Source organism: Ligilactobacillus sp. MP3 (genome assembly GCF_024436335.1).
GTDB lineage: Bacteria > Bacillota > Bacilli > Lactobacillales > Lactobacillaceae > Ligilactobacillus > Ligilactobacillus salivarius.
This window is the reverse complement of record NZ_JANFQI010000013.1, coordinates 1-25,594: the sequence shown is the minus strand read 5'-3', so window position 1 is coordinate 25,594 and position 25,594 is coordinate 1. Positions and strand designations below refer to the sequence as shown.

At 33.5% G+C, this 25,594-nt stretch carries 22 protein-coding genes and 1 pseudogene; 18 read left to right on the top strand and 5 right to left on the bottom strand.

Annotated features, from left to right (window positions below):
- Nucleotides 1-29 precede the first annotated feature (29 nt).
- Together NOU10_RS08585 and NOU10_RS08580 are read left to right on the top strand one after the other, a co-directional pair.
- On the top strand, nt 30-803 hold the full coding sequence (locus tag NOU10_RS08585; protein WP_370687300.1) for a DUF975 family protein: 774 nt from the start codon (nt 30-32) through the stop codon (nt 801-803).
- A gap of 69 nt (nt 804-872) precedes the next feature.
- A complete protein-coding gene (locus tag NOU10_RS08580) occupies nt 873-2,006 on the top strand; it encodes an SGNH/GDSL hydrolase family protein (RefSeq protein WP_255906579.1) in 1,134 nt (377 codons plus the stop codon).
- A 53-nt stretch (nt 2,007-2,059) separates the two neighbouring features.
- Here NOU10_RS08580 and NOU10_RS08575 read toward each other — a convergent pair whose 3' ends face one another.
- Nucleotides 2,060-2,410 carry a hypothetical protein gene (locus NOU10_RS08575; protein WP_003703122.1) on the bottom strand — a complete coding sequence of 117 codons (351 nt, stop codon included), beginning with the start codon at nt 2,408-2,410 and terminating at the stop codon, nt 2,060-2,062.
- A gap of 135 nt (nt 2,411-2,545) precedes the next feature.
- Here NOU10_RS08575 and NOU10_RS08570 point away from each other — a divergent pair, with 135 nt between their 5' ends.
- From NOU10_RS08570 to NOU10_RS08540, 7 genes are all read left to right on the top strand, one after another.
- Nucleotides 2,546-2,815, top strand: a complete 270-nt coding sequence (locus tag NOU10_RS08570; protein ID WP_003703119.1) for an ACT domain-containing protein — start codon at nt 2,546-2,548, stop codon at nt 2,813-2,815.
- A gap of 16 nt (nt 2,816-2,831) precedes the next feature.
- Nucleotides 2,832-4,175 carry a PFL family protein gene (locus NOU10_RS08565; protein WP_255906577.1) on the top strand — a complete coding sequence of 448 codons (1,344 nt, stop codon included), beginning with the start codon at nt 2,832-2,834 and terminating at the stop codon, nt 4,173-4,175.
- A gap of 410 nt (nt 4,176-4,585) precedes the next feature.
- Nucleotides 4,586-5,341: a DeoR/GlpR family DNA-binding transcription regulator gene (locus tag NOU10_RS08560; RefSeq protein WP_069468726.1), complete on the top strand. Its 756-nt coding sequence runs from the start codon at nt 4,586-4,588 to the stop codon at nt 5,339-5,341.
- Nucleotides 5,338-6,252, top strand: coding sequence for a 1-phosphofructokinase (gene pfkB, locus NOU10_RS08555; RefSeq protein WP_069468725.1), 915 nt, complete (start codon nt 5,338-5,340; stop codon nt 6,250-6,252). Before NOU10_RS08560 ends, pfkB begins: the two co-directional genes overlap by 4 nt.
- Before the next feature lie 27 nt (nt 6,253-6,279).
- A complete protein-coding gene (locus tag NOU10_RS08550) occupies nt 6,280-8,229 on the top strand; it encodes a fructose-specific PTS transporter subunit EIIC (RefSeq protein WP_069468724.1) in 1,950 nt (649 codons plus the stop codon).
- A gap of 122 nt (nt 8,230-8,351) precedes the next feature.
- A complete protein-coding gene (locus NOU10_RS08545; protein WP_161022993.1) occupies nt 8,352-9,554 on the top strand; it encodes a polymerase in 1,203 nt (400 codons plus the stop codon).
- Nucleotides 9,535-10,212, top strand: coding sequence for a hypothetical protein (locus NOU10_RS08540; protein WP_255906576.1), 678 nt, complete (start codon nt 9,535-9,537; stop codon nt 10,210-10,212). Before NOU10_RS08545 ends, NOU10_RS08540 begins: the two co-directional genes overlap by 20 nt.
- Nucleotides 10,213-10,330: 118 nt before the next feature.
- Here the strand turns inward: NOU10_RS08540 and NOU10_RS08535 are convergent, their stop codons facing one another.
- From NOU10_RS08535 to NOU10_RS08525, 3 genes are all read right to left on the bottom strand, one after another.
- Nucleotides 10,331-11,770, bottom strand: coding sequence for an APC family permease (locus tag NOU10_RS08535; protein WP_255906575.1), 1,440 nt, complete (start codon nt 11,768-11,770; stop codon nt 10,331-10,333).
- A gap of 250 nt (nt 11,771-12,020) precedes the next feature.
- The gene (locus tag NOU10_RS08530; protein WP_003704955.1) at nt 12,021-13,835 is read right to left on the bottom strand and encodes a heavy metal translocating P-type ATPase; all 1,815 of its coding nucleotides are present in this window, start codon (nt 13,833-13,835) and stop codon (nt 12,021-12,023) included.
- Between the two features lie 132 nt (nt 13,836-13,967).
- Nucleotides 13,968-14,831 (bottom strand): DegV family protein, encoded by an 864-nt coding sequence (locus NOU10_RS08525; protein WP_003704953.1) that lies wholly within the window; start codon nt 14,829-14,831, stop codon nt 13,968-13,970.
- Between the two features lie 221 nt (nt 14,832-15,052).
- Between NOU10_RS08525 and NOU10_RS08520 the strand changes: the two genes are divergently transcribed.
- Entirely contained in the window at nt 15,053-15,988 is a 936-nt protein-coding gene (locus NOU10_RS08520; RefSeq protein WP_255906574.1) for a glycosyltransferase family 2 protein, read from the top strand.
- A 28-nt stretch (nt 15,989-16,016) separates the two neighbouring features.
- Entirely contained in the window at nt 16,017-16,682 is a 666-nt protein-coding gene (locus tag NOU10_RS08515; RefSeq protein ID WP_003709201.1) for a type 1 glutamine amidotransferase, read from the top strand.
- A 44-nt stretch (nt 16,683-16,726) separates the two neighbouring features.
- Here the strand turns inward: NOU10_RS08515 and NOU10_RS08510 are convergent, their stop codons facing one another.
- Nucleotides 16,727-17,086: a PaaI family thioesterase gene (locus NOU10_RS08510; RefSeq protein WP_003704948.1), complete on the bottom strand. Its 360-nt coding sequence runs from the start codon at nt 17,084-17,086 to the stop codon at nt 16,727-16,729.
- Nucleotides 17,087-17,167: 81 nt separating this feature from the next.
- On the opposite strand from NOU10_RS08510, the gene menB reads away from it, so the two are divergent.
- The 7 genes and pseudogenes from menB to NOU10_RS08475 form a co-directional block, all read left to right on the top strand.
- Nucleotides 17,168-17,989 carry a 1,4-dihydroxy-2-naphthoyl-CoA synthase gene (gene menB, locus NOU10_RS08505; protein WP_003704061.1) on the top strand — a complete coding sequence of 274 codons (822 nt, stop codon included), beginning with the start codon at nt 17,168-17,170 and terminating at the stop codon, nt 17,987-17,989.
- Nucleotides 17,989-19,422 carry an o-succinylbenzoate--CoA ligase gene (locus NOU10_RS08500; RefSeq protein ID WP_255906573.1) on the top strand — a complete coding sequence of 478 codons (1,434 nt, stop codon included), beginning with the start codon at nt 17,989-17,991 and terminating at the stop codon, nt 19,420-19,422. The genes menB and NOU10_RS08500 overlap by 1 nt, the downstream gene beginning before the upstream one ends.
- 74 nt (nt 19,423-19,496) lie before the next feature.
- Nucleotides 19,497-20,237, top strand: coding sequence for a L,D-transpeptidase (locus NOU10_RS08495; protein ID WP_003704946.1), 741 nt, complete (start codon nt 19,497-19,499; stop codon nt 20,235-20,237).
- A 133-nt stretch (nt 20,238-20,370) separates the two neighbouring features.
- On the top strand, nt 20,371-21,741 hold the full coding sequence (locus NOU10_RS08490) for an MFS transporter (RefSeq protein ID WP_034983332.1): 1,371 nt from the start codon (nt 20,371-20,373) through the stop codon (nt 21,739-21,741).
- A gap of 4 nt (nt 21,742-21,745) precedes the next feature.
- A complete protein-coding gene (locus tag NOU10_RS08485) occupies nt 21,746-22,159 on the top strand; it encodes a MarR family winged helix-turn-helix transcriptional regulator (protein ID WP_255906572.1) in 414 nt (137 codons plus the stop codon).
- A 95-nt stretch (nt 22,160-22,254) separates the two neighbouring features.
- Entirely contained in the window at nt 22,255-23,673 is a 1,419-nt protein-coding gene (locus NOU10_RS08480; protein ID WP_255906570.1) for a C69 family dipeptidase, read from the top strand.
- Nucleotides 23,674-23,875: 202 nt separating this feature from the next.
- Nucleotides 23,876-25,594, top strand: a pseudogene (locus NOU10_RS08475) (hypothetical protein); the annotation flags it as partial.

Sequence of the window (25,594 nt, the reverse complement as noted above, 5' to 3'; positions counted from 1 at the left end):
ATATTAATTATTGTATATGGGAAGGAAGTGTGGGGCTAATGGCAACAAGAGCAGAACTAAAAAATGAAGTAAAAGATGCTTTTCGTGGAAATTGGAAAAAAGCGATAGGATTATCAATAATACCAATTGTATTCACAGTAATAACAGTGTTTACGATTTCAGCATTTTTACAGGTACTATTGTTAGTAATGCATAATAATTCAGATGTGTTTAATAACATTTCGAATGATGCGACTGCTAATTCAACTGGAAATGGTGGAGCCTATAGTACCAATGTTGTTTCAAGTATTATTGGAATTATGATAAATCTGGGGATTCAATATACCTTTTTAGATTGGCTTCGTGGCAAAAGCGTGGAAAGTATCAACAATTTTAGAAGCATGTTCCAAGTGTTTTCTAAAAGATATTTTATTCCAGTATTAGTGATGTATATTATCCAATGGGTATTACAATTCCTATGGTCATTACTTTTCATTATTCCTGGGATTATTAAGGGATATTCATACTCACAAACTTATTTTATCTACAAAGATATTGAAGCTAGTGGTGCAAAAGCCAATTACAAATATCCTGATTATGTAACTTTAAGTAGAGAATTGATGAATGGACATAAGTGGGAACTATTCCTATTAGATTTAAGCTTTATTGGCTGGCATATTATGTCAATTCTTACATTTGGATTAGGTTATATTTGGTTGATTCCATATATGAGCGCAACAAAGGCTGCATTTTATCGAAATTTAGCTGGAGATAAATTTTTGAAACAAGATAGAGTTTATGATGCTGAATTTAAGGAAATGTAAAAAAGAATAAGATACTGGCACCAATAAGATTAAAGCTTATTGGTGCTTTTTTGAGAGTAGGTGAAAGGAATGGTTGCTTGGCAAGCTGCCTGGTACTATGAAAATATTGATTTTTCGGCGATGCCATTTAAGATGAGAGAATTATCTCAATTAATAAAAATTACGTCTTTTTTATCAGGCAAAGAATTACGACTAAAATTAACCAATTACTATGGCAAAGAAGAACTCATTTTTGATGAAATTTATGTAGCTCTAACAGCTGATATGAAAGAAAAACAAAGAGTAACAGCTTTGTATCAGGATACGATTGTAATTCCACAAGGAGAAGCAATTTGGACAGATTCAATAGACTTAGATATTAAAGTTGGACAAACAATCTATATCTATATGAAGTCTTCACAGGAACAAGAATACTGTGATTTTAAGTGTACTTATGAAACATCATTAACCAATGCCTCTTTTGCTCGTAGTGCTAATTTCTTACCTAAGTTAAGTGATACTTGGCAAAGTAGGAAAGGTTGGTTTTGTTTAGAAGAAGTAGATGTATGGACGAAAGCAACTCCTAAGTATTTGGAAATTACAGGTGATTCTCTAATGGAAATGGGGATGATAACAGCTCCTTTAATGCAATATCTGATGACTGTACATCCTGACGAAGCAACAGTGCTAAATACTGCTATTTCTGGAAGTCGCTTAATTCATGATGCCCCTCATGATCAACCTATTTATGAAACCTTTGGAGAGAGTTTATTAAGTAGAATGGTTAGAAATAGGAGTGGCTTTAAGCCTGAGTTGACGATTGTTTCAATTGGGGCGAATGATTTGATGCTACCATTGATCAGTGAAGTAGCTGCAAGACAAAAAATAACTAAGGATAATTTTTTTAATGCTGTTCAAAGGCTGAATGAAATTTTAGAAAAGCGCAACAGTGAATTAATCTTGCTAGATATACCGCCCTTTACACTAAGTCACACTGGTCGGCCAGATGATAAAGAACTACAAGCACAAAAATTTAGAAAAGAATTAAATAGCAAACTTGCTACAATTCCTGAAACAGTGCCCACATCACTTCTTTTAGAAATGTTGCCATGTGGCGTACAAAGTGCATATGATTTTGGTGACCATATGCATATCAATCAGGCTGGTGGTAGGGTTGTAGCAACTAAATTAATTCCTAAAATAGAACAAGAATTATTTCATTAAAAAAAATGGCAGCAAAGCCTAGTTTTAAAGACTTTGCTGCCGTTTTTTTTTAATTAATCAGAGCCGATAAGTTTTTCTACTTGTTTAGATAGATTTTCCCAAGTTAGAGGGGAAGCTTCCTTAAAGTCATCAGAGAATGTAGAATGATTTTCTCTAGGAATGATATAGCCAACAATTTCGCTTGTAGCTCCACGTACGGCTAATTTTTTATCAGTATCATCCCAAATAACAGTCCAGTAAGGTCCTTCTAATGCGTCATCAAACATATATTGAACACCATCAAGGATAGTTTTTTCAATAACTTCTTGTTCAGTTGCATCAGGATATCCATTAGCCTTGAGCCAAAATAGCTTTTGTTGAACCTCGCCCATATCATCAGGAATGAAATTAAGCATGTTATACATTATTATCGTCCTTTCAAAATAGAAATGTTAAGTATATTTTATCAAAAATAAAAAGTAGCACCAACTAATAAAGTTGATAAAAAAGCAGATTTATAAGTTATAATAAGATTAATTAAATTAAGGATGGTGTTTTAAATGCGAGCAATCTTAACTACTATTGGAGCAGATAAGGCAGGTATAATTGCCGGCGTAAGTACATATTTAGCTAAAAACCAAATCAATATTCTTGATGTATCTCAAACTATTATGAATGGATACTTTACAATGATGATGATGGTAGAAATTCCAGATGAAAAAGTAGATTTCGAAAAAATCACAACAGAACTCAATGAATTGGGTGAAAAGTTGGGTGTAGAAATTAAAATTAGAAACGAAAAGTTATATCAAGCGATGCATCAACTATAAGATGAGGTGATAGAGCATGGATACAGCGCAAATCCTTGAAACAATCAAGATGATTTCAGAAGAAAATTTGGATATTAGAACAATTACAATGGGAATTTCTTTGCTTGATTGTATTGATAGTGACAGTGATAAAGCATGTCAAAAAATTTATGACAAGATAACAACTAAAGCTAAAGATTTAGTGAAAGTTGGAAATCAAATTGCAACAGAATATGGAATTCCAGTTATTAATAAACGAGTTTCAGTGACACCAATTAGTTTGATTGCTGTAGCTTCTAAAGATAAAGATTATGTTAAATATGCTAAAGCTTTAGATAGAGCAGCGCAAACTTTAGGTATTGATTTTATTGGTGGTTACTCGGCTTTGGTGCAAAAAGGTTATCAAAATGGGGATCGTACTTTAATCAAATCATTACCTCAGGCTTTAGCTGAAACAAATCTAGTATGTGCTTCTGTAAATGTTGGTTCAACAAGAAGTGGAATCAATATGGATGCAGTTAAAGAAATGGGGCAAGTTGTTAAAGCAGCTTCAGAACTAGATTTTATGACAAATGCTAAGATGGTTATTTTCTGCAATGCAGTTGAAGATAATCCGTTTATGGCAGGAGGATTCCATGGAGTTGGTGAACCAGATGCTGTTATTAATGTGGGTGTTTCTGGACCTGGTGTTGTTAAATCAGCTTTAGAAAAAGTTAAAGGTGCTTCTATGGACGTAGTAGCCGAAACTATCAAGCAAACAGCATTTAAAGTTACAAGAATGGGTCAATTAGTAGGTAGCATTGCCGCAGAAAAATTAAACGTACCATTTGGAATTGTTGACCTATCTTTAGCACCAACACCTGCCGTAGGTGATTCTGTTGCCCAAATTTTGGAAGAAATTGGCTTAGAACAAGTTGGAACACATGGTACAACTGCAGCTTTAGCGATGTTAAATGATGCAGTTAAAAAGGGTGGCATCATGGCATGTAGTCATGTCGGTGGTTTATCAGGTGCATTTATTCCAGTTTCTGAAGACGCTGGCATGATAGATGCAGTTAATGCTGGATCACTTAATATTGAAAAACTAGAAGCAATGACAGCTGTTTGTTCAGTAGGGTTAGACATGATTGCAATTCCAGGAAATACACCCGCTGAAACAATTAGTGCGATGATTGCAGATGAAGCTGCAATTGGTATGATTAATAATAAGACAACTGCCGTTAGAGTTGTTCCAGTTCCTGGAAAAGATGTTGGCGAAACAGTTGAATTTGGTGGCTTATTAGGACATGCTCCAATTATGGCAGTTAATAAGGTATCTTCAGCAGATATGATTAATCGTGGTGGACTTATTCCAGCACCTGTTCATAGTTTCAAAAACTAAAATTGGATAGCAATGACTGGTAATTCTTTGAATAATCAATAGGGTAATTCAAAGATATCATCTAATAAAATGAATGTTTATGAGAAATAAGGAATAGAACAGATAGATAGAATCTGTTTTATTCTTTTTTATTAAGTTTATTTGACGGTTTGTGATTGATAATGGTAAATTATTGAGTGTAAAGGTAATATTTTGGAGGGTTATTACTATTATTTCAACTTTAATAATATAATTTAAGTAAGGTATAAGGATTTTAAATGTTTTTTTAATAATAATGTAAACGGAAACATAAAAATAAGAATGAGATCTGGTGAATTTTAGAATTTTTATGAAAGAAAATGACTTTTTTTGACTATTTATGATTGAATTTAATCAAGAATAGTGTTACTATACTAGAGGAGGTTGTGAAAGTGCTTGCAGAAGAAAGACATAGAATAATTTTAGAAATGTTAAAAGAGCGCAATGTAGTTAAGTTACAGGATATCTGTGAGAGGACACATTGTTCAGAATCATCAGGAAGAAGAGATTTGCAGCTATTGGAAGAGCTAGGCTTATTAGTTCGTGTCCATGGTGGTGCTAAGATGAAGCAACCTTTGCAACGAGAACTTGATGTAATGGGGAAATCTACTCAAAATACTCAAGAAAAAGAAAGTTTAGGCGCAAAGGCAGCAAGTTATATTCAAAATGATGACGTTATTTATTTAGATGCTGGAACTTCAACTTTAGCAATCATTCCTTATTTATCTGAAGATCAGCATTTAACTGTTGTTACAAATGGAGTTGAGCATGCTTCATTATTAGCCGATAAGAATATTAGGACTTTCTTGTTAGGTGGTAGATTGAAGAATACTACTAAAGCAATTATTGGTGTTGAAGCAGCAAATGATTTGAAAAGATTTAGATTTAATAAAGCATTTTTAGGAATCAATGGTGTCCATGAAAAGTATGGATTGACAACTCCAGATCCTGATGAAGCTGAGATTAAAAGAACCGCACTTGAAAGAAGTGAAAAAGGCTATGTAATCGCTGATAAGTCTAAATTTGGTTATGTGTCTTTTGTGAAAGTTGCAGATGTTACAGATGCAACAATTATCACAAGTACTTTACCTGCTAGTGTAGCTAAGCAATATAGTTCACAGGCAACAATACAGGAGGTTATATTATGATTTATACGGTAACAATCAATCCATCTATTGATTATATCGTGCAACTAGACAAGCTCACCTTGGGAGAAGTTAATCGTATGGACTACGATAACAAGCTTCCGGGTGGGAAAGGTATTAACGTTTCTCGTATCTTAAAGGAATTAGGTCATGACAATATTGCATGGGGCTTTCTTGGAGGATTTACTGGAAATTTTGTAAAAGAGGAACTTGAAAAAGTAGGTTTGAAGACAGATTTCACTCCAATTGCAGCTGATACTCGTATCAATGTTAAAATCAAGGCTCAAAATGAAACAGAAATCAATGGTCAAGGACCTAAGTTGACTGAAGAAGAGATCAGTACTTTTACAGAAAAATTTGACCATTTAACATCAGATGATGTTGTTATTTTTGCTGGAAGTTTAGTACCTAGTTTAAATGATGATTTCTACTTTGATTTGATTAAGATCATTCGTTCAAAAGGAGCTCAATTTGTAATTGATACAACTGGCGAAAGTTTACGTAAGACCTTAGCTGAAAAGCCATTAGTTGTTAAACCAAATAATCATGAATTAGCTGATTTATTTGGTGTCGAATTTAACGGAATAGACGACATTGTTAAATATGGTCGTAAATTGTTAGACATGGGTGCTCAAAATGTTTTAGTTTCTATGGCAGGCGATGGTGGCTTGATGATTACCAATGAAGGTGTATGGAGATCATTAGCTCCTAAGGGAACTGTTATTAACTCCGTTGGTGCTGGTGATTCTATGCTAGCGGGATTTGTTGGTACTTATGCAAGCACTAAAGATCCAATTGAAGCTTTCCATTATGGATTAGCTTCTGGATCTGCAACAGCATTTTCTGAAGATTTGGCAACTCGCAAAAAGATCGATGAAATTTATGCTCAAATTACTATTGATGAATATAAATAGAATTGTTTAGGAAAGGAACGGTTTAATATGGATATTCGTAGTTTGTTAATGAAAGATATCATGATTATGGATCTTAAGGCTACTACTAAGGCTGAAGTAATTGATGAAATGGTACATAATTATTATGAACATGGAATCATTGACGATGAAGATCTATATAAGAAAGATATCATCAAACGTGAAGAAGAAGGTTCAACTGGTATGGGCGATGGAATTGCTATTCCACACGCACATGACGCTGCAGTTAAGAAACCAGCTGTACAATTTGCTAGAAGTGTTGCAGGTGTTGACTATGACTCAATGGACGGCCAGCCAGCTCACTTATTCTTCATGATTGCAGCTCCAGAAGGTGGAGATAATACTCACTTGCAAGCCTTAGCTGCTTTATCACAAGTATTGATGAACCCAGATGTTGTAACAGCATTGAAAGCTGCAGATACACCTGACAAGGTTCAAGATATTTTTGCAGAAGCTGTAGCTAAGAAGGAAGCTGAAAACAAGGCTGAAGAAGAAGCGGAAAAAGCAGCTGCAAATAGTAATAGTGATCGTCCATATATTGTTGCTGTTACTGCTTGTCCAAATGGTATTGCACATACTTACATGGCTGAAGAAAACTTAAAGAAGAAAGCTAAAGAATTAGGTGTTGATATCAAAGTTGAAACAAATGGTTCTGAAGGTATCAAACATCGTTTAACAGCAGATGAAATTTCAAGAGCTGTTGGTGTTGTTATCGCAGCCGACAAAAAGGTTGAAATGAACCGTTTTGATGGCAAGCCACTTGTAAATAAGCCTGTTAAATCTGGTATCCAAGAACCAGAAAAATTAATCCAACAAGTTTTGGATGGAAAGGCAGCTATTTATCACGCAACAGGTGATGATAGTAGTTCTTCTACTGAATCTGATGGAACTGTTTGGGGTAACATCTACAAGCAATTAATGAATGGTATTTCACACATGCTACCATTTGTTATTGGTGGTGGTATCTTAATGGCGATCTCATTTATTGTTGAACAATATATGGGTGGTGCCAAAGCTCCAGCATTTATTTTCTTAAATAGTGCAGGTAATTTAGCATTTGCATTTATGGTACCTGTGTTGGCAGCTTACATTGCTGAAGCAATCGGTGATACTCCTGCTCTAATGCCTGGTTTAGTCGGCGGTTACATGGCTTCAATTGTTAACGTATCTGGTGGTGTTCAAGTTAACGCTCAAGCACATTCAACTTCACCTGCTGGATTCTTAGGTGGTATTGCAGCTGGTTTTATTGCTGGATACTTGATTTTAGGTATGAAGAAGATGTTTGCAGGATTACCACGTTCAGTTGAAGGTATGAAACCAATGCTTCTTTATCCAGTATTTGGATTGCTATTCATTGCTTTGATTATGTACTTCATTGTTAACCCAATCTTCAGTACAATCAACCTATGGATCACTCACTTCTTGAATGGTATGGGTACTGGAAACTTAGTCCTATTAACATTAGTATTAGCTGGTATGATGTCTATTGATATGGGTGGTCCTTTCAACAAGGCTGCTTATGTATTTGCTTCAGGTGCTTTCGCTAACGATCCTAAGTCTACAACTGCTGCTATTTTGATGGCTGCCGTAATGGTTGGTGGTATGGTTCCTCCATTTGCAACAGCTATCGGTACTGCATTTTTCAAGAACAAGTATACTGAAGATGAACGTCGTGCAGGTGTTACAAACTGGATCTTAGGATTCTCATTCATTACAGAAGGTGCTATTCCATTTGCAACAGCTGATCCAGGTCGTGTAATTCCATCATGTATCATTGGTTCTGCTGTTTCTGGAGCAATTGTTGGTGCTATGAGAATTGGTATTCCTGCTCCTCACGGTGGTTTCTGGGTATCACCTCTGGCAACAAACATTTGGGGTTACTTCTTAGCTGTAATCGTTGGCTCTATCGTAGCAGCTTTGATTATGAGTTTCTGGAAAAAACCAGTTAATGAAAAATAATTATTAAGAAAAGTGGATGTAAAAGTCCACTTTTTTAATTGTAAAAGATATTTAATTTGTCAGAGTTAATGATTTAGCATATCATTATAATTGTCAAATAATATTGAAGGAGCAATATTTTTATGCCGATAGATAATAAATTAATTGATGATGCCGGGAAAAAGTACCGTCAGTTAACAGAATGGTTTTATCTATGTTGTCTGGCAATATTTTTTATAACTATTTATATTAATGGCACAACAATGGTGGATCAAATTACATATTTTAATAAGTTGATTTTCCTTCGAATTGAGCAGGCAGTAACACTTTTAGTGATGGGAAAGATAGTATTACTAGATAAATATCCACGAAAGCTAACAATAAAATTATTGTTAATCTTTATGCTGATAACTTATATTTGCTATCGAGCTCGTGCTTATGAGCCATTATTCTATACCGTATTTTTGATAGGTGCCAAAGATGTCGACTTCAGGAAAATTCTTAAATTGTACTTAACCTTTGGAATTCCAATTTTTATAGTAAGTGCCTGGTTGGCTCTGAATGATTATATACTGAATTTAACTCTTCAAAGACCAGGAGATAATACGGTTAGAATAGCTTTAGGAAACTATTCTCCATCAGATGCTGCAGCGCATATTTTTTATTTTATGTTAGCATATGCTTTACTTAAACGATTTAAATGGAATATACCGGAGATTATCTCAGGAATAGCCTTGTTGATATGTGTCTATACATTAACCGCAACTAAACTAGATGAAATTTTGATTATTTTGATACTACTCCTATGTGCAGGGGGATATAAGTATGCGGTAAAATTTATCCAAAGATTCAGTTTAAAACAAGTTAGATGGGGATTGTGGATATACGCAGTTATCAATGTGATGTTGCCTTTGATGTTTAATCCAAATAGTAGAATTTGGAGTATTATAAATACCTTGAGTTCTGCGCGTTTATTCTTCGGGCAAGTTGCATATCATGATTATGCTATTCCTTTGTTTGGTCAATTTATTTATCAAAATGGGAATGGTAGTATTAAGCCAGGGGAAGCATACTTTTTCATTGATTCATCGTTTGTAAGGGCGTTATTAATGTATGGCTTAGTATTCTTTGTTGTTGCGATGTTTTACATAATTAGTAGTATCGAAAGTAACATTAAACAAAGAAATTATAATTTAGTTATAGCTTTGATCCTAGTTTTATTAAGTTCTGCAATTGATAATCATTTATGGGACATGGCATTTAACATTGTATTTTTAGGAATGTTTGCAGATGTACAGTCAGATAATGAGATAGTAGGGATAGAGAATGAAAGTAACACAAAATAGAAATTTAGAAACAACTTCAATGGGATTGTTATTAGGATATTTTATACTATCGATATTTTTGAATAGTTTAGGCAATGCTTTAACGGTATCTTTGAATTTAGGAAGTGCGTTGTGGACTGCCGCAGCAGTTAATATAGCTAAAATAACACCAATTTCTTTGAGTGCGATGCTATTTATTTCTGGTTTTATTGTAATAATCGTTAATCTAATAATTTTGAAAAAGGTTAATTTAAAAAGAATATTGGGTAATCTAATTTTTATGACTCCTTTTTCAATTTTAGTAGGGATTTTTGCAACAGAATTAGTTAAACTAGGAGTTCATAGTTTAAATTTACCTGTGCGTATCTTTTTGGATTGTTTAGGAGTAGTCCTAATTGCTATTGCTATATCACTTTATCAAAGAATAAATTGGATGTTGCATCCAGTTGATGATTTGATGCAAATTATTCGTTTTAAATACTTCAAAGGTAGTTCTACAATTGCCCAATTGGTAACTTTCACTCCACCAATTGTAGCGATTATTATTTCGGTAATTGTATCACATCATATATATGCAATAAATGTTGGAACAATATTTGCTTTATTATGTCAGGGACCAATCGTAGGGATAGCTGACAAGATAGTTTTTCCAAGTCTAAAGCATCGCAATTTAGACTAGATAAAAGTAAAGACATAGTTTTGTTTGCAAAGCAAAGCTATGTCTTTTTATATATAATAAAATACCCTGTAATCAGGTAGTCTACCTAAAAAAATTACAGGGTATTAATTTTAATATTTTATTTTTTTGCAGCTCTCTTTAATTCTAGTTTGCGTAGCCATGGTAATAGGAAACCAAGTACAACTAAGAATCCAACAGTTACAAAGTTCATAAATAATTGGTGATCAAATGCTTTAGTTCCAGGAGCAGCATCTTGAGGGATGAATCCCATTGTTGCGCAGACAAAAGTGAAGATGAAGCACCAGAAACCAACAATTAAAGCACCAGTTCTATTCTTAATATAAACGTAATCGGACTTAAATTGTTCTTCTTGCCAACGAATAGCTAGGAATGCAACGAATACTAAAGCTGTCTTATATGGTGAAACAATCCCATTTAAGTTCAACAACCAGTTATAGATGGAGTTGATATTTGGTAAAGTACCACTTAAAAGAAGAAGTAACAAACTGATTCCAGCAGTTAAAGTATAACTGTGTACTGGACGTCCAGCTTTATTCTTCTTGATAAGCCAACTAGGCATGTATTTAGCAGCAGTATCACTAGCGAATACACGACTAGCAGCATCAATTAAAATAGCTAATTGAGCTAACATAAACATCAATTGAACTACAGCAAAGACATACATCAAGCTCTTACCCATACCAACTTGTTCACCTAAAAGTTTGAATGCATAGTATGGACCATTCATCTTAAAGTCATTAGGAATGTGGTTAGCGTTAAAGAAGACAGCCAATGATAAAGTACCAAAGATAGTTAAGAAAGCAGTCATCAAAGCTAACATCCACATAGCTTTAGGAAAATCTCGCTTAGGATTACGCATCTTGTTAATGTATGGAGCTGCTAATTCAGCACCAGACATAGCAAAGATCAATAAACCAGTTGTAGAGAAGTAGTGTAAACTAAAGTTTGGCTTAAATGCATGAAGATTAAATGGTTGTGTAGCAATATGTGCACCGTGTGTTAATGCCCATATAGTCATGAAAACAAAAAGCATTGAAATCAAGAACATCGCACCACCACCAATGATGGAAAGTACTTCTAAGGAATCACGGAAAACATTTTCGAAGATAATGAATAATAAAATAATAACAAAAGTTAACATTCCGAAAGTGAACGTAGACATGTGATGTCCTAAAGTATTATTACCTAAAATAATCCAACTTATAGAAACAATAACAGAGTTTGAAACGTCCACTAAGTAAGGAATTGTTTGTGTCCAGTACATCCAGGAAGTAATGTATCCAAATAAATCACTGTGAGTACCACGACGAATCCAAGAAGCAAGTCCACCATCTTGATTATCAAAAGTTAATCCTAACTGTGTAGCAATTAATGCATAAGGAATAACGTAAGTAAAAAGTAAGAAAATCCATGAAATAACAACAGATAATCCTTGATTTTGAAAAGGATAGAAAATATTTTCAAAACTAATAATTGTAACAAAGTCGAGCAAAGCGATAACTGGCCAGCTCATATAATGTTTTTTTTGATCTAACATTTAAAATCTCCTCATTAATAATGATTAATATAAAGCGTATTATTAATCATTTAAACAAGGTGGCTTATTTTTACGCCTGAGAAAGTTAGCAGGCAAAATTACCACAGCCTTCCTTAATATTTTCTTTAACTTTTAGTATTGTAGCGTAATTTTCAGAAAAATAATAGAATAAAAAATTGATTTTTCAAAATTTATGCAAATAAAAAATCAATAGACGCTGTTATACGCCTATTGATTGAATATATATTAACTATTGTTCGTGGGAATAACGAGCCTTTAAAGCCCATAAAATTGAAACAGTATCGACAACTTCTTGGAACATAGCACCGATGAAAGCAGGGATGATACCAGTACTTGCGATTAACATTAATGCAGTACAAATTGCAATCCCTAACAAAACTGATTGACGAGCAACTCTAATGGTGTCACGTGAAATAGTAACAGCCTTAGAAACACGGGATAGATCATCCTTTAAAATAACAACATCAGCTGATTCACTAGCAGCAGTAGAACCATGTGCACCCATAGCAATACCAACATCAACAGTTGCAAGTGAAGGAGCATCATTTACACCGTCACCAACCATAAAAGTAGGGTGGCCAGATTTAGGGATATTTTGTAAAGCGGTGATCTTATCTTGAGGTAGCAAATCAGCTTTTACTTCATCAATTCCTACTTCTTTAGCAACTCGTTGAGCAATCTTTTCTTGATCCCCAGTTAGCATCATTAATTTTTTGACTCCTAAAGCTTTCAAAGTATTCATAGTTTCTTTTGCTTCAGGACGAACATGATCGGTAAAAGTAACATAACCACAAAGTTCGTCATCAACACTAACATAAATAGTAGTAGTTGCTAAAGGTTTCATTTCTGAATTTGGAGCAACAAATTTAAGTTTACCAACTTTAACATTTTTATGATTAATAGTAGCTTCAATTCCTTTACCTGTTTTTTCCTCTAAAGAACTAACAGGTGCTAAATCAATATTTTGATTATCAGTATATGCAACAAGTGAACGAGCTAAAATATGTGATGATTCTTGTTCAGCACTAGCGGCTAGTTGTAATAATTCTTCTACTTTCATAGAAGAGGTTGTAACAACATCTTGTACAGTTAATTGTCCACTAGTGATTGTACCAGTTTTGTCAAAAGCACCAGTTTTGGCAGTAGCAAGTTTTTCTAAAACATCACCAGTTTTTACCACAATACCATTACGTGAAGCACGACTCATACCTGAAACCATAGCAACAGGTGCTGCAAGGATTAAAGGACAAGGTGAGGCTACAACTAATACTTCGGCAAGGCGATGGGGATCGCCTGAGAAGAACCAAGCTGCAAGTGAAATTAAAATGGCTGCTAAAGTAAATGGAACAGCATATCTATCTGCCATTCTAACAAAATGGGCAGGAGTACTTTCAGCTTCTTTAACTAGCTTAACTAACTGTTGGTATTGACTATCTTTAGCAAGTTTACTTACTTGTAAAGTAACAGAATTGTCCCCATTCAAAGAACCAGACATTACGTTGTCACGGAGATTTTTTTCAACAGGTTTTGATTCACCAGTTAAAGAAGATTCATCAAATAAGCCGCTACCCTTAATGATAAAACTGTCGACAGGAACAATTTCCCCAGGTTTAACTACAATTTTATCTCCAACTTTAACGTCATTGACACTAACATCATCTATGTCACCATCATCCATAATTTTATGGGCAACTTGAGGTGAATTATCTAGCAACGCTTTCAATTCTGTATTTGCTTTATGAGAGGCATAATCTTCTAATGTATCACCACCAGTGAGCATGATAAGAATAACCATACTTGCCCAATATTCACCTACGGATAAAGTAGCGACAACAGCTAAGATGGCTAATAGGTCGACGCCATATTTTCCAGAACGGAGTGTGTGAACCATTTCCTTAAACATAGATAAAGCAATGATAGCTCCGACTAAAGTAACGAGAATTTGTGCATATAATTTTAAATGTAATAAGTATTGTAAAACGACTGCGACTGCAGCGATACCAACAATAATATATAATTTTTGTTTATGACTTAGACGAGACATAATAAATCCCCCCATATTTAAAAAAAGAAATAAGTTTTATTTATAAACATATTATAACTAATAATTTTTAAAAAGTAAATTAGAAAAATTATAAATTAAAGTAAAAAAGCAAGTCAAAACTTGCTTTTTGTCTTAATGTGTAGGTTTTTCGTTAAGTGTAATAACTCCAACAGCGTTTAAACCAGTGTGGGTCATAATAATAGGACTAGTTAAACGAGCGATATAAGGGATTTCTTGGATAGAGTTATTCTCTAATAAAGTATCCTTGATCTTTTGAAGTAGACTGTCATCTGTACCAACATTTGATAAGGATAGTGCTTGAATAGGATTGTGATTTTGTAGATATTCTTCAGCTAAAGCCTTGCAATGCTTGATAAAGGTCTTCTTGCTACGACCCTTGACAATAACATCCAAACTTTCCTCGTTCAAGCGAATAATAAGCTTAAGATTGATAAGTTTAGTTAAAGCACCAGCTAAACGACTTACACGACCACCAGCAACTAAGCAGTCAAGGTTATCAATCAAAACATCAATAGTTGTACGATGATAGATATCTTTAAGATGATCTTTAATCTCATCAATATTCTTACCGGCTTCTAAATCTTTAGCAGCAGCAAGAACTTGGAAGGCCAATCCTCTGTCAGTTGATTTACTGTTAATAACAGTTACTTTAGTATCTACCATGTCAGCAGCACTACTTGCAGTTTCGTAAGTTCCAGAAAGAACATCTGAAAGTACAATAGCTAATACTTCGCTGCCATCTTTACCTAGTTCATTATAAGCATCTATAAATCTGCCGATAGGTGGTTGACTTGTTTTAGGAATATTGCCATCTTTTAAAGCTTGGACTAATTCTTCACGAGAAATATCTTCACCATCAACATAATTTTTACCATCCACTTCAACAGAAAGGGGTACAATTGTAATATTATATTTTTCAATTTCTTCTGGTGTAAGTTGAACAGAAGAGTCTGTTAAAATTTTAATGTTTGCCATAGTTGAAACTCCTCTCGGCAAATTATTCATACTTTTATTATATCAGTAATAGTGTACACTTTCTATTATACTATGAATAATCTTTTAAACAAGGTAATCTAGACTTTGAGTTTAGATTGGTGTGAATTTAACAAAAAAATCATATATTTTTTGTTATTAATGATATACTAATGAGTGGATATCATTAGGACTAATTGATTTTGGTGAAGGGAATATGTAGTATGACAAAAAAACTTTCAATTATAGTGCCTTGTTATTACGAAGAGGAAACTATACCTTTGTTCTATGAGGCTGTTGAAAAAGTTAAAAAGGAATTAAATGGAATTGAATTAGAATATTGGTTTGTGAATGATGGTTCACAAGATGGAACTTTAGATGAAATGCGTAAATTAAACGCTAAAGATAAAGAACATGTACACTATGTATCATTTTCTAGAAACTTTGGTAAAGAAGCTGCGCTATACTGTGGTTTACAACAAGCTACAGGAGATTATATAACTGTAATGGATGCTGATTTACAAGATCCGCCAGATATGTTGCCAGAGATGATAGAAATTCTTGAAAATGAAGATTATGATTGTGTGGGAACTAGAAGAACGAATAGAAAAGGTGAACCACCAATTCGCTCATTTTTTGCAAGAATGTTTTATAAGTTAATTAATAAAATTTCTGATACTGAAATCGTTGATGGTGCCAGAGATTTTAGAGTAATGACAAGACAAATGGTCGATGCAATCCTTTCAATGACAGAATACAATCGTTTTTCTAAAGGTATTTTTAGTTGGGTAGGTTTCAATACTAAATATTTAGAATATAAAAACCAAGAACGAGTAGCTGGGACAACAAGTTGGAATTTTTGGAGCTTGTTGAAATATTCGATTGATGGAATTGTCAATTTCTCTCAAGCACCTTTAGATATAGCTGTTTATTTTGGAATGTTAACATCATTCTTTTCAGGGATTGGAATTATATGGATTATTATTCGTTACTTTTTAGAAGGTGGAGATCCAACGACAGGTTGGACATCAACTATTTGTTTATTGCTATTCTTTAGCGGAATTCAACTAATGTGTCTAGGAATTGTTGGTAAATACATTGGAAAGATCTTTTCTGAAGTTAAAAGAAGACCGGTGTATATTATAAAAGAAAAGAAGTAATCATCAGCTGTGAAAGAAGGAATTTAAGTTGAAGATGAATGTGTTACAACACTCAATTCATGAAGGAATAGGTTTAATTGGTGAATGGGCAGAAAATAATGGATATGAAGTAAATGTATATCAAGCTGCTAATAACAATGTAAAGTTACCAGAAGTTATTGATACTGATATGTTGGTAGTATTAGGTGGACCAATGAGTGTCAATGACGACGAAGAATGGATTGTTAAGGAACGAGAATTAATTAGAGGAATGTTGATGGCACATAAATCGTACTTAGGAATTTGTTTTGGAGCGCAACAACTTTCAAAAACTTTGGGCGGAGATGTGAGTTCTTGTCCTAAAGAAGTAGGTTGGGGAGAAGTGAAACGCCTGAGCAATATAATTCCAGGAGTTCCAGAAAAATTGGATGTGCTACATTGGCATGGTGAACAGTTTAGATTACCAACAGAAGCAACTCCACTTTTCTCGAGTCCACTTGTTGAAAATCAAGGATTTATTATTAATGAAAATGCAATTGGTCTACAATTTCATTTAGAAATGAATGAAGCAGGTGTGCGTGAAGTAGTAGAAAATGATAGTAAATTCATAAAAGGAAATAAGTTAAAGCAAAGTGCTGCTGATATTTTGAAACATAAGATTCCTGAAATGAATAAGCAAGCATTATTTGCAATGCTAGATTATATTAAAGACTAAAAAAATGTTTAACTGATATTTGTGTATATCGGTTAAACATTTTTTTAATTTATGTTAGTCAAAGTAATTGTAGAATTACTGGTTAGATTATTTTTATCGTCAAAAGTATTAGCTTGCCATACTTGGATCTTTTTTCCAATTCTAAGCGGTGTAGCCTCAACCGTTAATTTTCCAGAAGTCACACTTTTTAAATGGTTAGTAGATATATTGACACCAACAGCATGACCATGAGAAAGATTGAGATTAGCTCCAATACTAGCAGCGGTTTCAGCTAAAACTGAATTAATTCCACCATGTAATACGCCAAAAGGCTGTTGTACTTTATCAGTAACATTTAAAGATAGGATTACTTTATCCTTGGATGAAATAATACTTTTAATTCCCAAATATTCGATTAAATCCATTATAATTTCTCCTAATCTGGTAAAGTGATATAATCAAGTTATATTTTATCATACATATGTAGATAAGGAGTCGTGATTCATTTGACAAGTGTAGAATGGGAAAAAGTTAAGGACTATTCTGAAATCATATTTGAAAGAGCAGGTCAAATTGCCAAAATAACAATGAATAGACCAGAAAAACATAATGCTTTCACTCCAGTAACGGTTGCTGAAATGATTGAAGCATTCACAATTTGTCGCGATGACAGTACAATTGGAGCAATTATTTTAACAGGAGCTGGTGATAAAGCATTTAGTTCGGGTGGAGATCAAACAGTTCGTGGAAATGGTGGTTATGTAGGGCCAGATAAAATTGCAAGATTAAATGTACTAGATTTACAACATTTAATCAGAATTATCCCTAAGCCAGTTATTGCAATGGTTAAAGGTTGGTCTGTTGGTGGCGGTAACGTCTTACAGTTAGTTTGTGATTTAACAATTGCTGCTGATAATGCAATGTTTGGTCAAACAGGGCCTAAAGTTGGTAGTTTTGATGCAGGTTATGGTTCAGGATATTTAGCACGCGTTATAGGACATAAACGTGCTAAAGAAGTATGGTTCTTAAATCATTTTTATACAGCTCAAGAAGCATATGAAATGAACTGGATAAATAAAGTTGTTCCTTTGGATGAAGTTGAATCAGTAACTTTGGATTGGTGCAACGAGATTTTACAAAAGTCACCAACTGCAATTAGATTTATTAAAGCTGCAATGAACGCTGATACTGACGGTTTAGCTGGTTTACAACAATTTGCAGGCGATGCAACGATGCTTTACTATACAACAGACGAAGGAAAAGAAGGACGCGATGCCTTTAACGAAAAACGTAAACCAGATTTCCAGCAATTTCCTAAGTTCCCTTAATGGAAAATTGGTTAAAGAAACGAGTTCTACTTTCTCCAAATAAAATAGCCATTCAAGCTGGTAATACCAAATTAACTTTTAAAGAAGTAAGTGATAGGGTGGCAGTATTGGCAGCACATTTAGCTAATAAGTCTCGTAAAGAGATGAGAGTAGCATTGCTTACCAATAACACGATTGATGGTTATTTGATGATTCTATCATTACAACAATTAGGGTGTGAAATTGTCTTTTTGAATAAAAGATTATCGCATGAAGAGCTACAATATCAGCTGGAAGATGCTGCAGTTTCGTTGTTGATATATGATGAGTCATTGTTACATGAAGAATTTGTAGGGATTGAAAGTTTAACCTTTAATCAAATAAAAAGTTTAGAGGAAAATCAAGGTTTTAAATTAGTATCAGAATTCAATGATGATGAAGTTACGACTATTATGTATACTTCAGGTACAACTGGTAAACCTAAAGGAGTACAGCAGACTTTTAAAAATCATTTTTATTCTGCAATCAGTTCGGCCTTAAACCTAGGTTTAACAGATAAGGATAACTGGCTATGTGCAGTGCCTATTTTCCATATTAGTGGTTTATCAATCATTATGCGTGGATTGATTTATGGAATGACTGTAACTTTGATGGATAAATTTGATGCAGAAAAAGTTACATCCTTATTAAAGAAAAGTAGTATAAGTACAATGTCAGTAGTCCCCATAATGTTGCAACAACTTTTAGAAATCTTTCCCCAAGAAGGATACAATTCTAATTTTCGTTGCTTCTTATTAGGTGGCGGACCAATAGATAAGGTTACATTAGAGCGATGCCAACAGCGAAACATACCAGTTATCCAGTCTTATGGAATGACGGAAACTGCTTCGCAAGTGATAGCTTTAAATTTTGAAGATGCTGAGAATAAAATTGGTTCAGTAGGAAAACCGTTATTTTCTGTTGAATTAAAATTGGCTCATGACGGTGAAGTATTACTTAAAGCACCTAATATCACGCCAGGTTACTTTAATAATCTTGAGAAAAATCAAGAAGTATTTGAAGATGGATGGTTTAAGACGGGAGATATTGGTTATTTAGATGAAGATGGATTCTTATATCTGAAAGGTCGAAAGGGCGATATGATAATTTCTGGTGGAGAAAATATTTTTCCACATGAAGTAGAAGAAAGCTATTTAAAGTTAACAGGAGTTAAGGATATCGTTGTAGCAGGAATTACTGATAAAAAGTGGGGACAAGTGCCAGTTGCTTTTGTAATATTGGAAAGAAAACTTTCACAACAGGAATTAATTTCATATGGGCGTGAACATCTAGCGCATTACAAAGTACCAGTAAGATTTTATCAAGTTATGTCATATCCACAGACAGCTAGTGGAAAAGTAAAAAGACGAGAATTGATCCAAATTAAGGAATATCAAAAGAATCTCATTAAGTAATTTCAGCAAAGTTTTTCGTAATAGTACTATATATGATAAAATAAGCTAGTATTACTAAATTGAGGGGATAACCAATGAAAAAAAATAATTTAATTTACTGGATCGTTGCGATTATCTTAGTGGGAATTGCTGGATGGAGTGCAGTACATATGCACCACTTGGAAAGTAAAAATGCTGTTAAGGTTAGTCGTGAAATGAAGATAAGTTCTAGTATTAGCCGACATATAAAGAAGATTACTAAAGAACAGAAAAAGGCTATGCGCAAAAAAGTTGATTGGAACAAGCCATCGATGACTAAGGCATATCCAGATGTTTCTAAGTATAAGAATGTGAAAAAATCTAACCGAATTAGATTGGTAGTATCTTCAGCTAAGCAAAGAGTATATGTTATGAGTGGACCTTATGTTTTATATACAATGTATGCATCTTTGGGTAAGAACTATAATTCTAAGACCCCTAACTATCAAGTAACACCTGTAGGAAAGTTTAAATTAGAAGAAACTCGTGGAGATAAATTCTATGATGCTACACGCCAATTAGGTGGGTTACACTGGACTTCTTTTAAGGGTAAAGGTATGTATCATTTTCAATCAGTACCTGTTGATGAAAATGGAAAAGTAATTGAAAAAGATGCTAAACATCTTGGTAGTACAAAAATTACTAAGAAGAATAATATTAAAGCATATGGTTCTATATGGTTAACTGTACCAGATGCTGAATGGATTCAAAAGAATTTACCAGTTGGGACTAAAGTTTTAATCTATGGAGAAGATGCTAGTTCTGATAACTTTATAGCAGATAATGCTAAACATTAAAAATGAAAATGCCTTTTAGAAAATTTATTTTTTCTGAAAGGCATTTTTTTAATTGACATTTGGTTAGTGAACTAATTAAAATAAGTTTGGCAATTACATGCAAGTGAATGTTTTTTGAGAGAGGGGAATATAGATGGCAAGAAATATCGCTGATACAATTAATCCTAAAACAAGATTAGCTGTATCAATAATTTTATTACTTTCAACATTTATTAGTTTAATGAGTCAAACGATGATGATTACAGCATTACCAGTAATTCAAAATCAAATGAATCAGTCATTAACAACAGTTCAATGGTTAACAACTGGATATACATTGCTGATAGGGATTGTGACTCCATTATCATCAAATATGTATGATAAATTTTCAAATCGTAGTGTTTTTTTGGGAACGATAGGAACTTTTGTCATTGGGACATTAATAGGATGTTTGGCAACTAATTTTTGGTTATTACTATTGGCACGTTTAGTTCAAGCTTGTGCCGGTGGGATTTTAATGTCTTTTCAAATGACAACAATGATTTCAATTTATCCTCCTGAAAAAAGAGGAACAATTATTGGAATGTCTGGATTGGTAATTGCTTTTGGCCCAGCAATTGGTCCTACTTTAGCAGGATTTATTTTAAACTTACTAGGTTGGAGATATTTATTTATTTTAATCCTACCAATCATGGTATTAATTTGGATAATAGGATACTTTGTTTTTCCAAATTACTCTGAACCTCTGGACATTAAGATTGATTACTTATCTGTAGTTTTATCTTTACTTGGTTCAAGTTTAGCTTTAATAGGAATAACTATTGTTCAAACACAGTGGATGCTAGGATTAGCAATGTTGGTAGTAGGTGCAATTATTTTATACTTTTTTGTAAAGAGACAGCTGAATTTAAAACAACCTATGCTTAATGTTAGAATAATCAAACTATACTCTTTTAGAATGATGGTTCTAGTGGGAATCTGTGCATTTATGGTATTACTAGGTATGGAACAAATGGTATCAATTTATGCACAAAATGTCAGTCATGTAAGCAGTATGACTGCTGGTATGATTCTTTTGCCAGGGGCGATAGCTAATGCGTTGACAGCTTCTGTTGTAGGACGTGCATACGATCAATATGGTGCAAAATGGTTAGTAATTTCTGGTGGAATTTTGATGTTAATTTCAGCAATTCCATTTGTTATTATATCTAAAGGTACACCAATATGGATAATGACAGTCTTCTATATGATTCGTATGGTGGGAAATGCCTTAGTATTCTCACCAGCTATTTCTGAGTCATTCAGAGGAGTAGCACCACGTGAAATCAGTCATGCAACAGCACTGAATAATACTTTGCGTCAAGTATCAGGTGCTGTTTCAGTTACAATGTTGATTGTTATTAGTTCAATTCCACATTCCTTTGTTTTAGGTATGAGAATTTCCATGTGGGTAACAGTTGTTTTAGTCTTACTAATGTTGGCGGTATTTATATCTTATATAAAAAATCGCGATAGCCGTAGATGATTAAATGGATAATATGAACAAGAGCACTATTGAATATTTAGTTGCAAAATTCAATCGTAAGATTAGATTGAGTCTAAATAGAGAGTTACTCAAATATGGCTTAAATGAAGCTAATTTTTATTATTTATTTGTAGTTATTAATAATCCAGGAATTAATCAAGTACAGATGATTAAGTTATTAGATCGTGAACAAAGTATTGTGACAAAGCAAATTTCTAATTTAGTCAAAAATGGCTGGTTAGAAAAGAGAAGGTCAACAACTGATCATCGTCAAACTGAATTATATCCTACAAGTAAGATATTAGATAATATAGATGATATTACTGAAATTACTGAAAAAGTTAGTGCTGAAGTAACGTCTAATCTTAGTGAAAAAGAAAGTGCAACTTTGCAAAAATTATTGCAAAAAGTTTTATAAATTAGTATTGGAAAAGTATCCTGTTTAGGATGCTTTTTTTGTTAATAAGGCGTAAACTAGAAGGGAAAACTTCAAAGTAGGAGATGGATTGAATAATGATGGAACAAGCTTGTACATCAATTTTAGTAGGAAAGAAAGCAACTGTTGATGGTTCAACAATGATTGCGAGAAATGATGATACATTTCTACCAATCACTCCTCAACGATTTGTTATGCAACCAGCTGTATCTGGACGTAAAGAAACTTGGACTTCCAATAAAAATGGTTTTACTGCACCATTACCAAGTGAAGGATATAGAACAACTTTTACTCCCAATGCTGATGTAGAAAAAAATGGTGTTTTTGGTGAAACTTCAATTAACGAAAAAAATGTAGCAATGTCTGCTACAGAATCTGTATATGGGAATCCACGTGCTTTGGCATATGATCCATGGATAAAAAATGGCTTGGCAGAAGATTCCTTGCAGGATATGGTGGCTCCATATATAGATTCTGCACGCGATGGTGTTAAGTACTTAGGAAATCTTATAAAAAAATATGGTTCTCCAGAAGGAAACGGGGTCTTGTTTGCAGATAAGGATGAAGTTTGGTACATGGAAATTGTAACAGGTCATCATTGGGCTGCTACAAGAATTCCAGATGATGCCTATGCAATTGCTGCTAACCAAGTAGCACAACAAAAAATAGATTTTAATGATCCTGAAAACTATATGTGGTCAGATGGATTATTGGAATTCGTAGAAGAACATCATTTGAATCCTAATAAAGATGGCTTCAATTTCCGTAAAATTTTTGGCACGGATACTGAAAAAGATAGACATTACAATACTCCACGTGTTTGGTTTGGACAACGTTACTTCACCCCAGAAGTAGAACAAGAACCAACTTCTTCTGAATTGCCATTTATCTGTCGAGCTAATCGCTTATTATCAGTAGAAGATTTAGAGTATGTATTAAGTTCACATTACAATGAAACTAAATATGATCCATTAGGTCATGGAAGTGAAGAAGATAAGAAACGTTTCCGTCCAATCTCATTGAATCGTACACAAAATTCCCATGTTCTTCAAATTAGAAATAATGTTCCTGAAGAACAAGCAGGATTAATGTGGATGTGCTTTGGGGTTCCTTCATTCACGCCATATGTTCCATTTTATGCTAATGCTAATGATACAGATCCTAGCTGGAGTAATACACCGCTTGAATTTGATATTAATAGTGCGTATTGGATGTATCGTGCTTTATCAATGTTAGTTGAATCTCATCATGCTCAATTTATTCAAGATGATCTTGATTATTTGACGGCAGCTCGTGAACAACAACATAGATTAATTAGTGAATTTGATAAAGGTGCAAAAGAATTAACAGGTGAAACATTAACAAGATATTTAACAGAGAAGAACTACGAGATGGTGGATGATATGAAGAAAAGAACTATGGAAATGATAAGCCATTTCTTTGTGGAAGGGTTGAAACTATCGAAGTTAACATTTAATATGGATGAAAATTTATAATATGATTTAAAGACTAAAAGACTGGTAAACTACGCTTATAAACGTTAGTAGGCCAGCCTTTTTTATTGTGAAAATTAAAGTTTGTCTTTATAATTATATATTAAAAAAAATTCTTGAAATTTATTTGATAGTAGGGTATATTTTGTAATAGTTAAAATTAAATTAAATTATATTATATTGAGTGTTTTAGGAGTGAAAAATTTTGCGAAAGAAAGATAATTTCAGTAGAGAAAAGCAAAGATTTAGTATAGTAAAGGTTTCAGGGAAGACAACTTCAGTATTAGTAGGGCTTACTATTTTTGGGGGATTATTATTAGATACTCCTAATGTCAAAGCTGATACTAATGACAATTACAAAATTGAAGATGTAAATAGTACTGGCAACTCAAATATAAATGACAAAGAAGTAACCTTGTCATCTACAAACAATACAGTATCAAATACTGTAACTAATGTTGATGAAAGTACAGGTAAAGAAACACAAAATGCTACAAATGAAAATCAAGTAACAACTGTAGATAGTCAAGTTGTTAATAATGAAAATGAAGTTACAAGTAGCAATGTGAATAGTACAGATAGTGAAGTTAGTGATGTGGTAGTAAATAATGAAACTACTAGTAAAGAACTAACACCAACTACTAGCCATAAAGTAGTTCGCCGTTCTGTTAATACATTAAATACTACAAGTGGGCAAGATCGTAGTTCAGGAACGATTGATAATCCTACTGTCAGAAGTGAAGACGGTGAATCATTAATCCAAATTGAAGGAAATAAACCTGCTAAGCCTGCAGATGCTCAGCTAGTTACAATGTATATTACTATTAAGGCCTATGGTGGTGATGTTCATGTAAATGATTTGAAATTCCAAATTAATGGGGTTAACGCAACTAGTGATGGTACTACACGTTTTAAAACAGGTATATCTAATATAGATTTAACTAAAAATGGTGAAGTGTATACAGTGTATATTATCTCGAAAAATGCAACACCTGAGTATGCTTTGGCTCATGACGATATTGAAGGTTTATCAGCGGATGATAAACTAATAGCATATGTAAAAAGTAAAGATACAGATATTACAAATATGATAAGTAATATTGTAATTGAGGTGGCATCTAAACCAGAATTAAGTACAAGAGCTGAGGCTGGGTACGTTGTACAAAAAGGAACTAAACCGCTTGATATTAATCAAGTTTTGTCAAATGCAGATACAATTCCAGATTTAAATTGGGATAACTATGACACATCTGCAGCTGGTGACTTTACTCCGAAAATAATTGCTACTTATCCTGGTGCAAGTCAGTCATGGGGATTTGAAGACAAAGTAAAAGAAGAAAAAAGTATTAATATAAAAGTTGTTGATGTGCAAGAGTCCCAAGAAGAAGCAAGAAATACTGTGGGAACTATCGAATATAAAAAAGCATCTGACGATAAGAAAAAAGCATATGATGAAGCACTGAAAAAAACTTTAAGATTATTAACACAGGCTACACCAGCTTCTATTGAAGAGTATAATCAGGCACAAGAGGCGCTCAATAATGCAAAAGCTGCTTTAGATGGTAGAGAACAATCTATTAAGTTCATTGATAATTTGACTAATTTGAATACTGCTCAAAAGCAAGAGCTTGAGAATAAGATTAACGCAGCTAATACAGTGGATGAAATTGATAAACTTCAAGCAGATGCTACTACTTTAGATAAAGATATGTCAGATCTAACAACAGTAACTAGCGAACAGGATACTGTAAAATCAGATAAAAATTACACAGAAGCAGATCCTGATAAAAAAGCAACATATGACACAGCAATAGAAGATGCTCAAAAAGTTTTAAAAGAAAATTCTGATAGTTCTCAGATTAAAGAAGCATTGCAAAAAATTGCAGATGCTAAAAATGCTTTGAATGGTGATGAAAAATTAACA

What these genes read in the sequence shown, in the direction of transcription:
- NOU10_RS08580 (WP_255906579.1), top strand. Translation starts at nt 873, where the DNA reads ATGGTTGCTTGGCAAGCTGCCTGGTACTATGAAAATATTGATTTTTCG.
- NOU10_RS08575 (WP_003703122.1), bottom strand. Translation starts at nt 2,410, where the DNA reads ATGTATAACATGCTTAATTTCATTCCTGATGATATGGGCGAGGTTCAA.
- NOU10_RS08570 (WP_003703119.1), top strand. Translation starts at nt 2,546, where the DNA reads ATGCGAGCAATCTTAACTACTATTGGAGCAGATAAGGCAGGTATAATT.
- NOU10_RS08565 (WP_255906577.1), top strand. Translation starts at nt 2,832, where the DNA reads ATGGATACAGCGCAAATCCTTGAAACAATCAAGATGATTTCAGAAGAA.
- pfkB (WP_069468725.1), top strand. Translation starts at nt 5,338, where the DNA reads ATGATTTATACGGTAACAATCAATCCATCTATTGATTATATCGTGCAA.
- NOU10_RS08550 (WP_069468724.1), top strand. Translation starts at nt 6,280, where the DNA reads ATGGATATTCGTAGTTTGTTAATGAAAGATATCATGATTATGGATCTT.
- NOU10_RS08545 (WP_161022993.1), top strand. Translation starts at nt 8,352, where the DNA reads ATGCCGATAGATAATAAATTAATTGATGATGCCGGGAAAAAGTACCGT.
- NOU10_RS08540 (WP_255906576.1), top strand. Translation starts at nt 9,535, where the DNA reads ATGAAAGTAACACAAAATAGAAATTTAGAAACAACTTCAATGGGATTG.
- NOU10_RS08535 (WP_255906575.1), bottom strand. Translation starts at nt 11,770, where the DNA reads ATGTTAGATCAAAAAAAACATTATATGAGCTGGCCAGTTATCGCTTTG.
- NOU10_RS08530 (WP_003704955.1), bottom strand. Translation starts at nt 13,835, where the DNA reads ATGTCTCGTCTAAGTCATAAACAAAAATTATATATTATTGTTGGTATC.
- NOU10_RS08525 (WP_003704953.1), bottom strand. Translation starts at nt 14,831, where the DNA reads ATGGCAAACATTAAAATTTTAACAGACTCTTCTGTTCAACTTACACCA.
- NOU10_RS08520 (WP_255906574.1), top strand. Translation starts at nt 15,053, where the DNA reads ATGACAAAAAAACTTTCAATTATAGTGCCTTGTTATTACGAAGAGGAA.
- NOU10_RS08510 (WP_003704948.1), bottom strand. Translation starts at nt 17,086, where the DNA reads ATGGATTTAATCGAATATTTGGGAATTAAAAGTATTATTTCATCCAAG.
- NOU10_RS08500 (WP_255906573.1), top strand. Translation starts at nt 17,989, where the DNA reads ATGGAAAATTGGTTAAAGAAACGAGTTCTACTTTCTCCAAATAAAATA.
- NOU10_RS08495 (WP_003704946.1), top strand. Translation starts at nt 19,497, where the DNA reads ATGAAAAAAAATAATTTAATTTACTGGATCGTTGCGATTATCTTAGTG.
- NOU10_RS08490 (WP_034983332.1), top strand. Translation starts at nt 20,371, where the DNA reads ATGGCAAGAAATATCGCTGATACAATTAATCCTAAAACAAGATTAGCT.
- NOU10_RS08485 (WP_255906572.1), top strand. Translation starts at nt 21,746, where the DNA reads ATGGATAATATGAACAAGAGCACTATTGAATATTTAGTTGCAAAATTC.
- NOU10_RS08480 (WP_255906570.1), top strand. Translation starts at nt 22,255, where the DNA reads ATGATGGAACAAGCTTGTACATCAATTTTAGTAGGAAAGAAAGCAACT.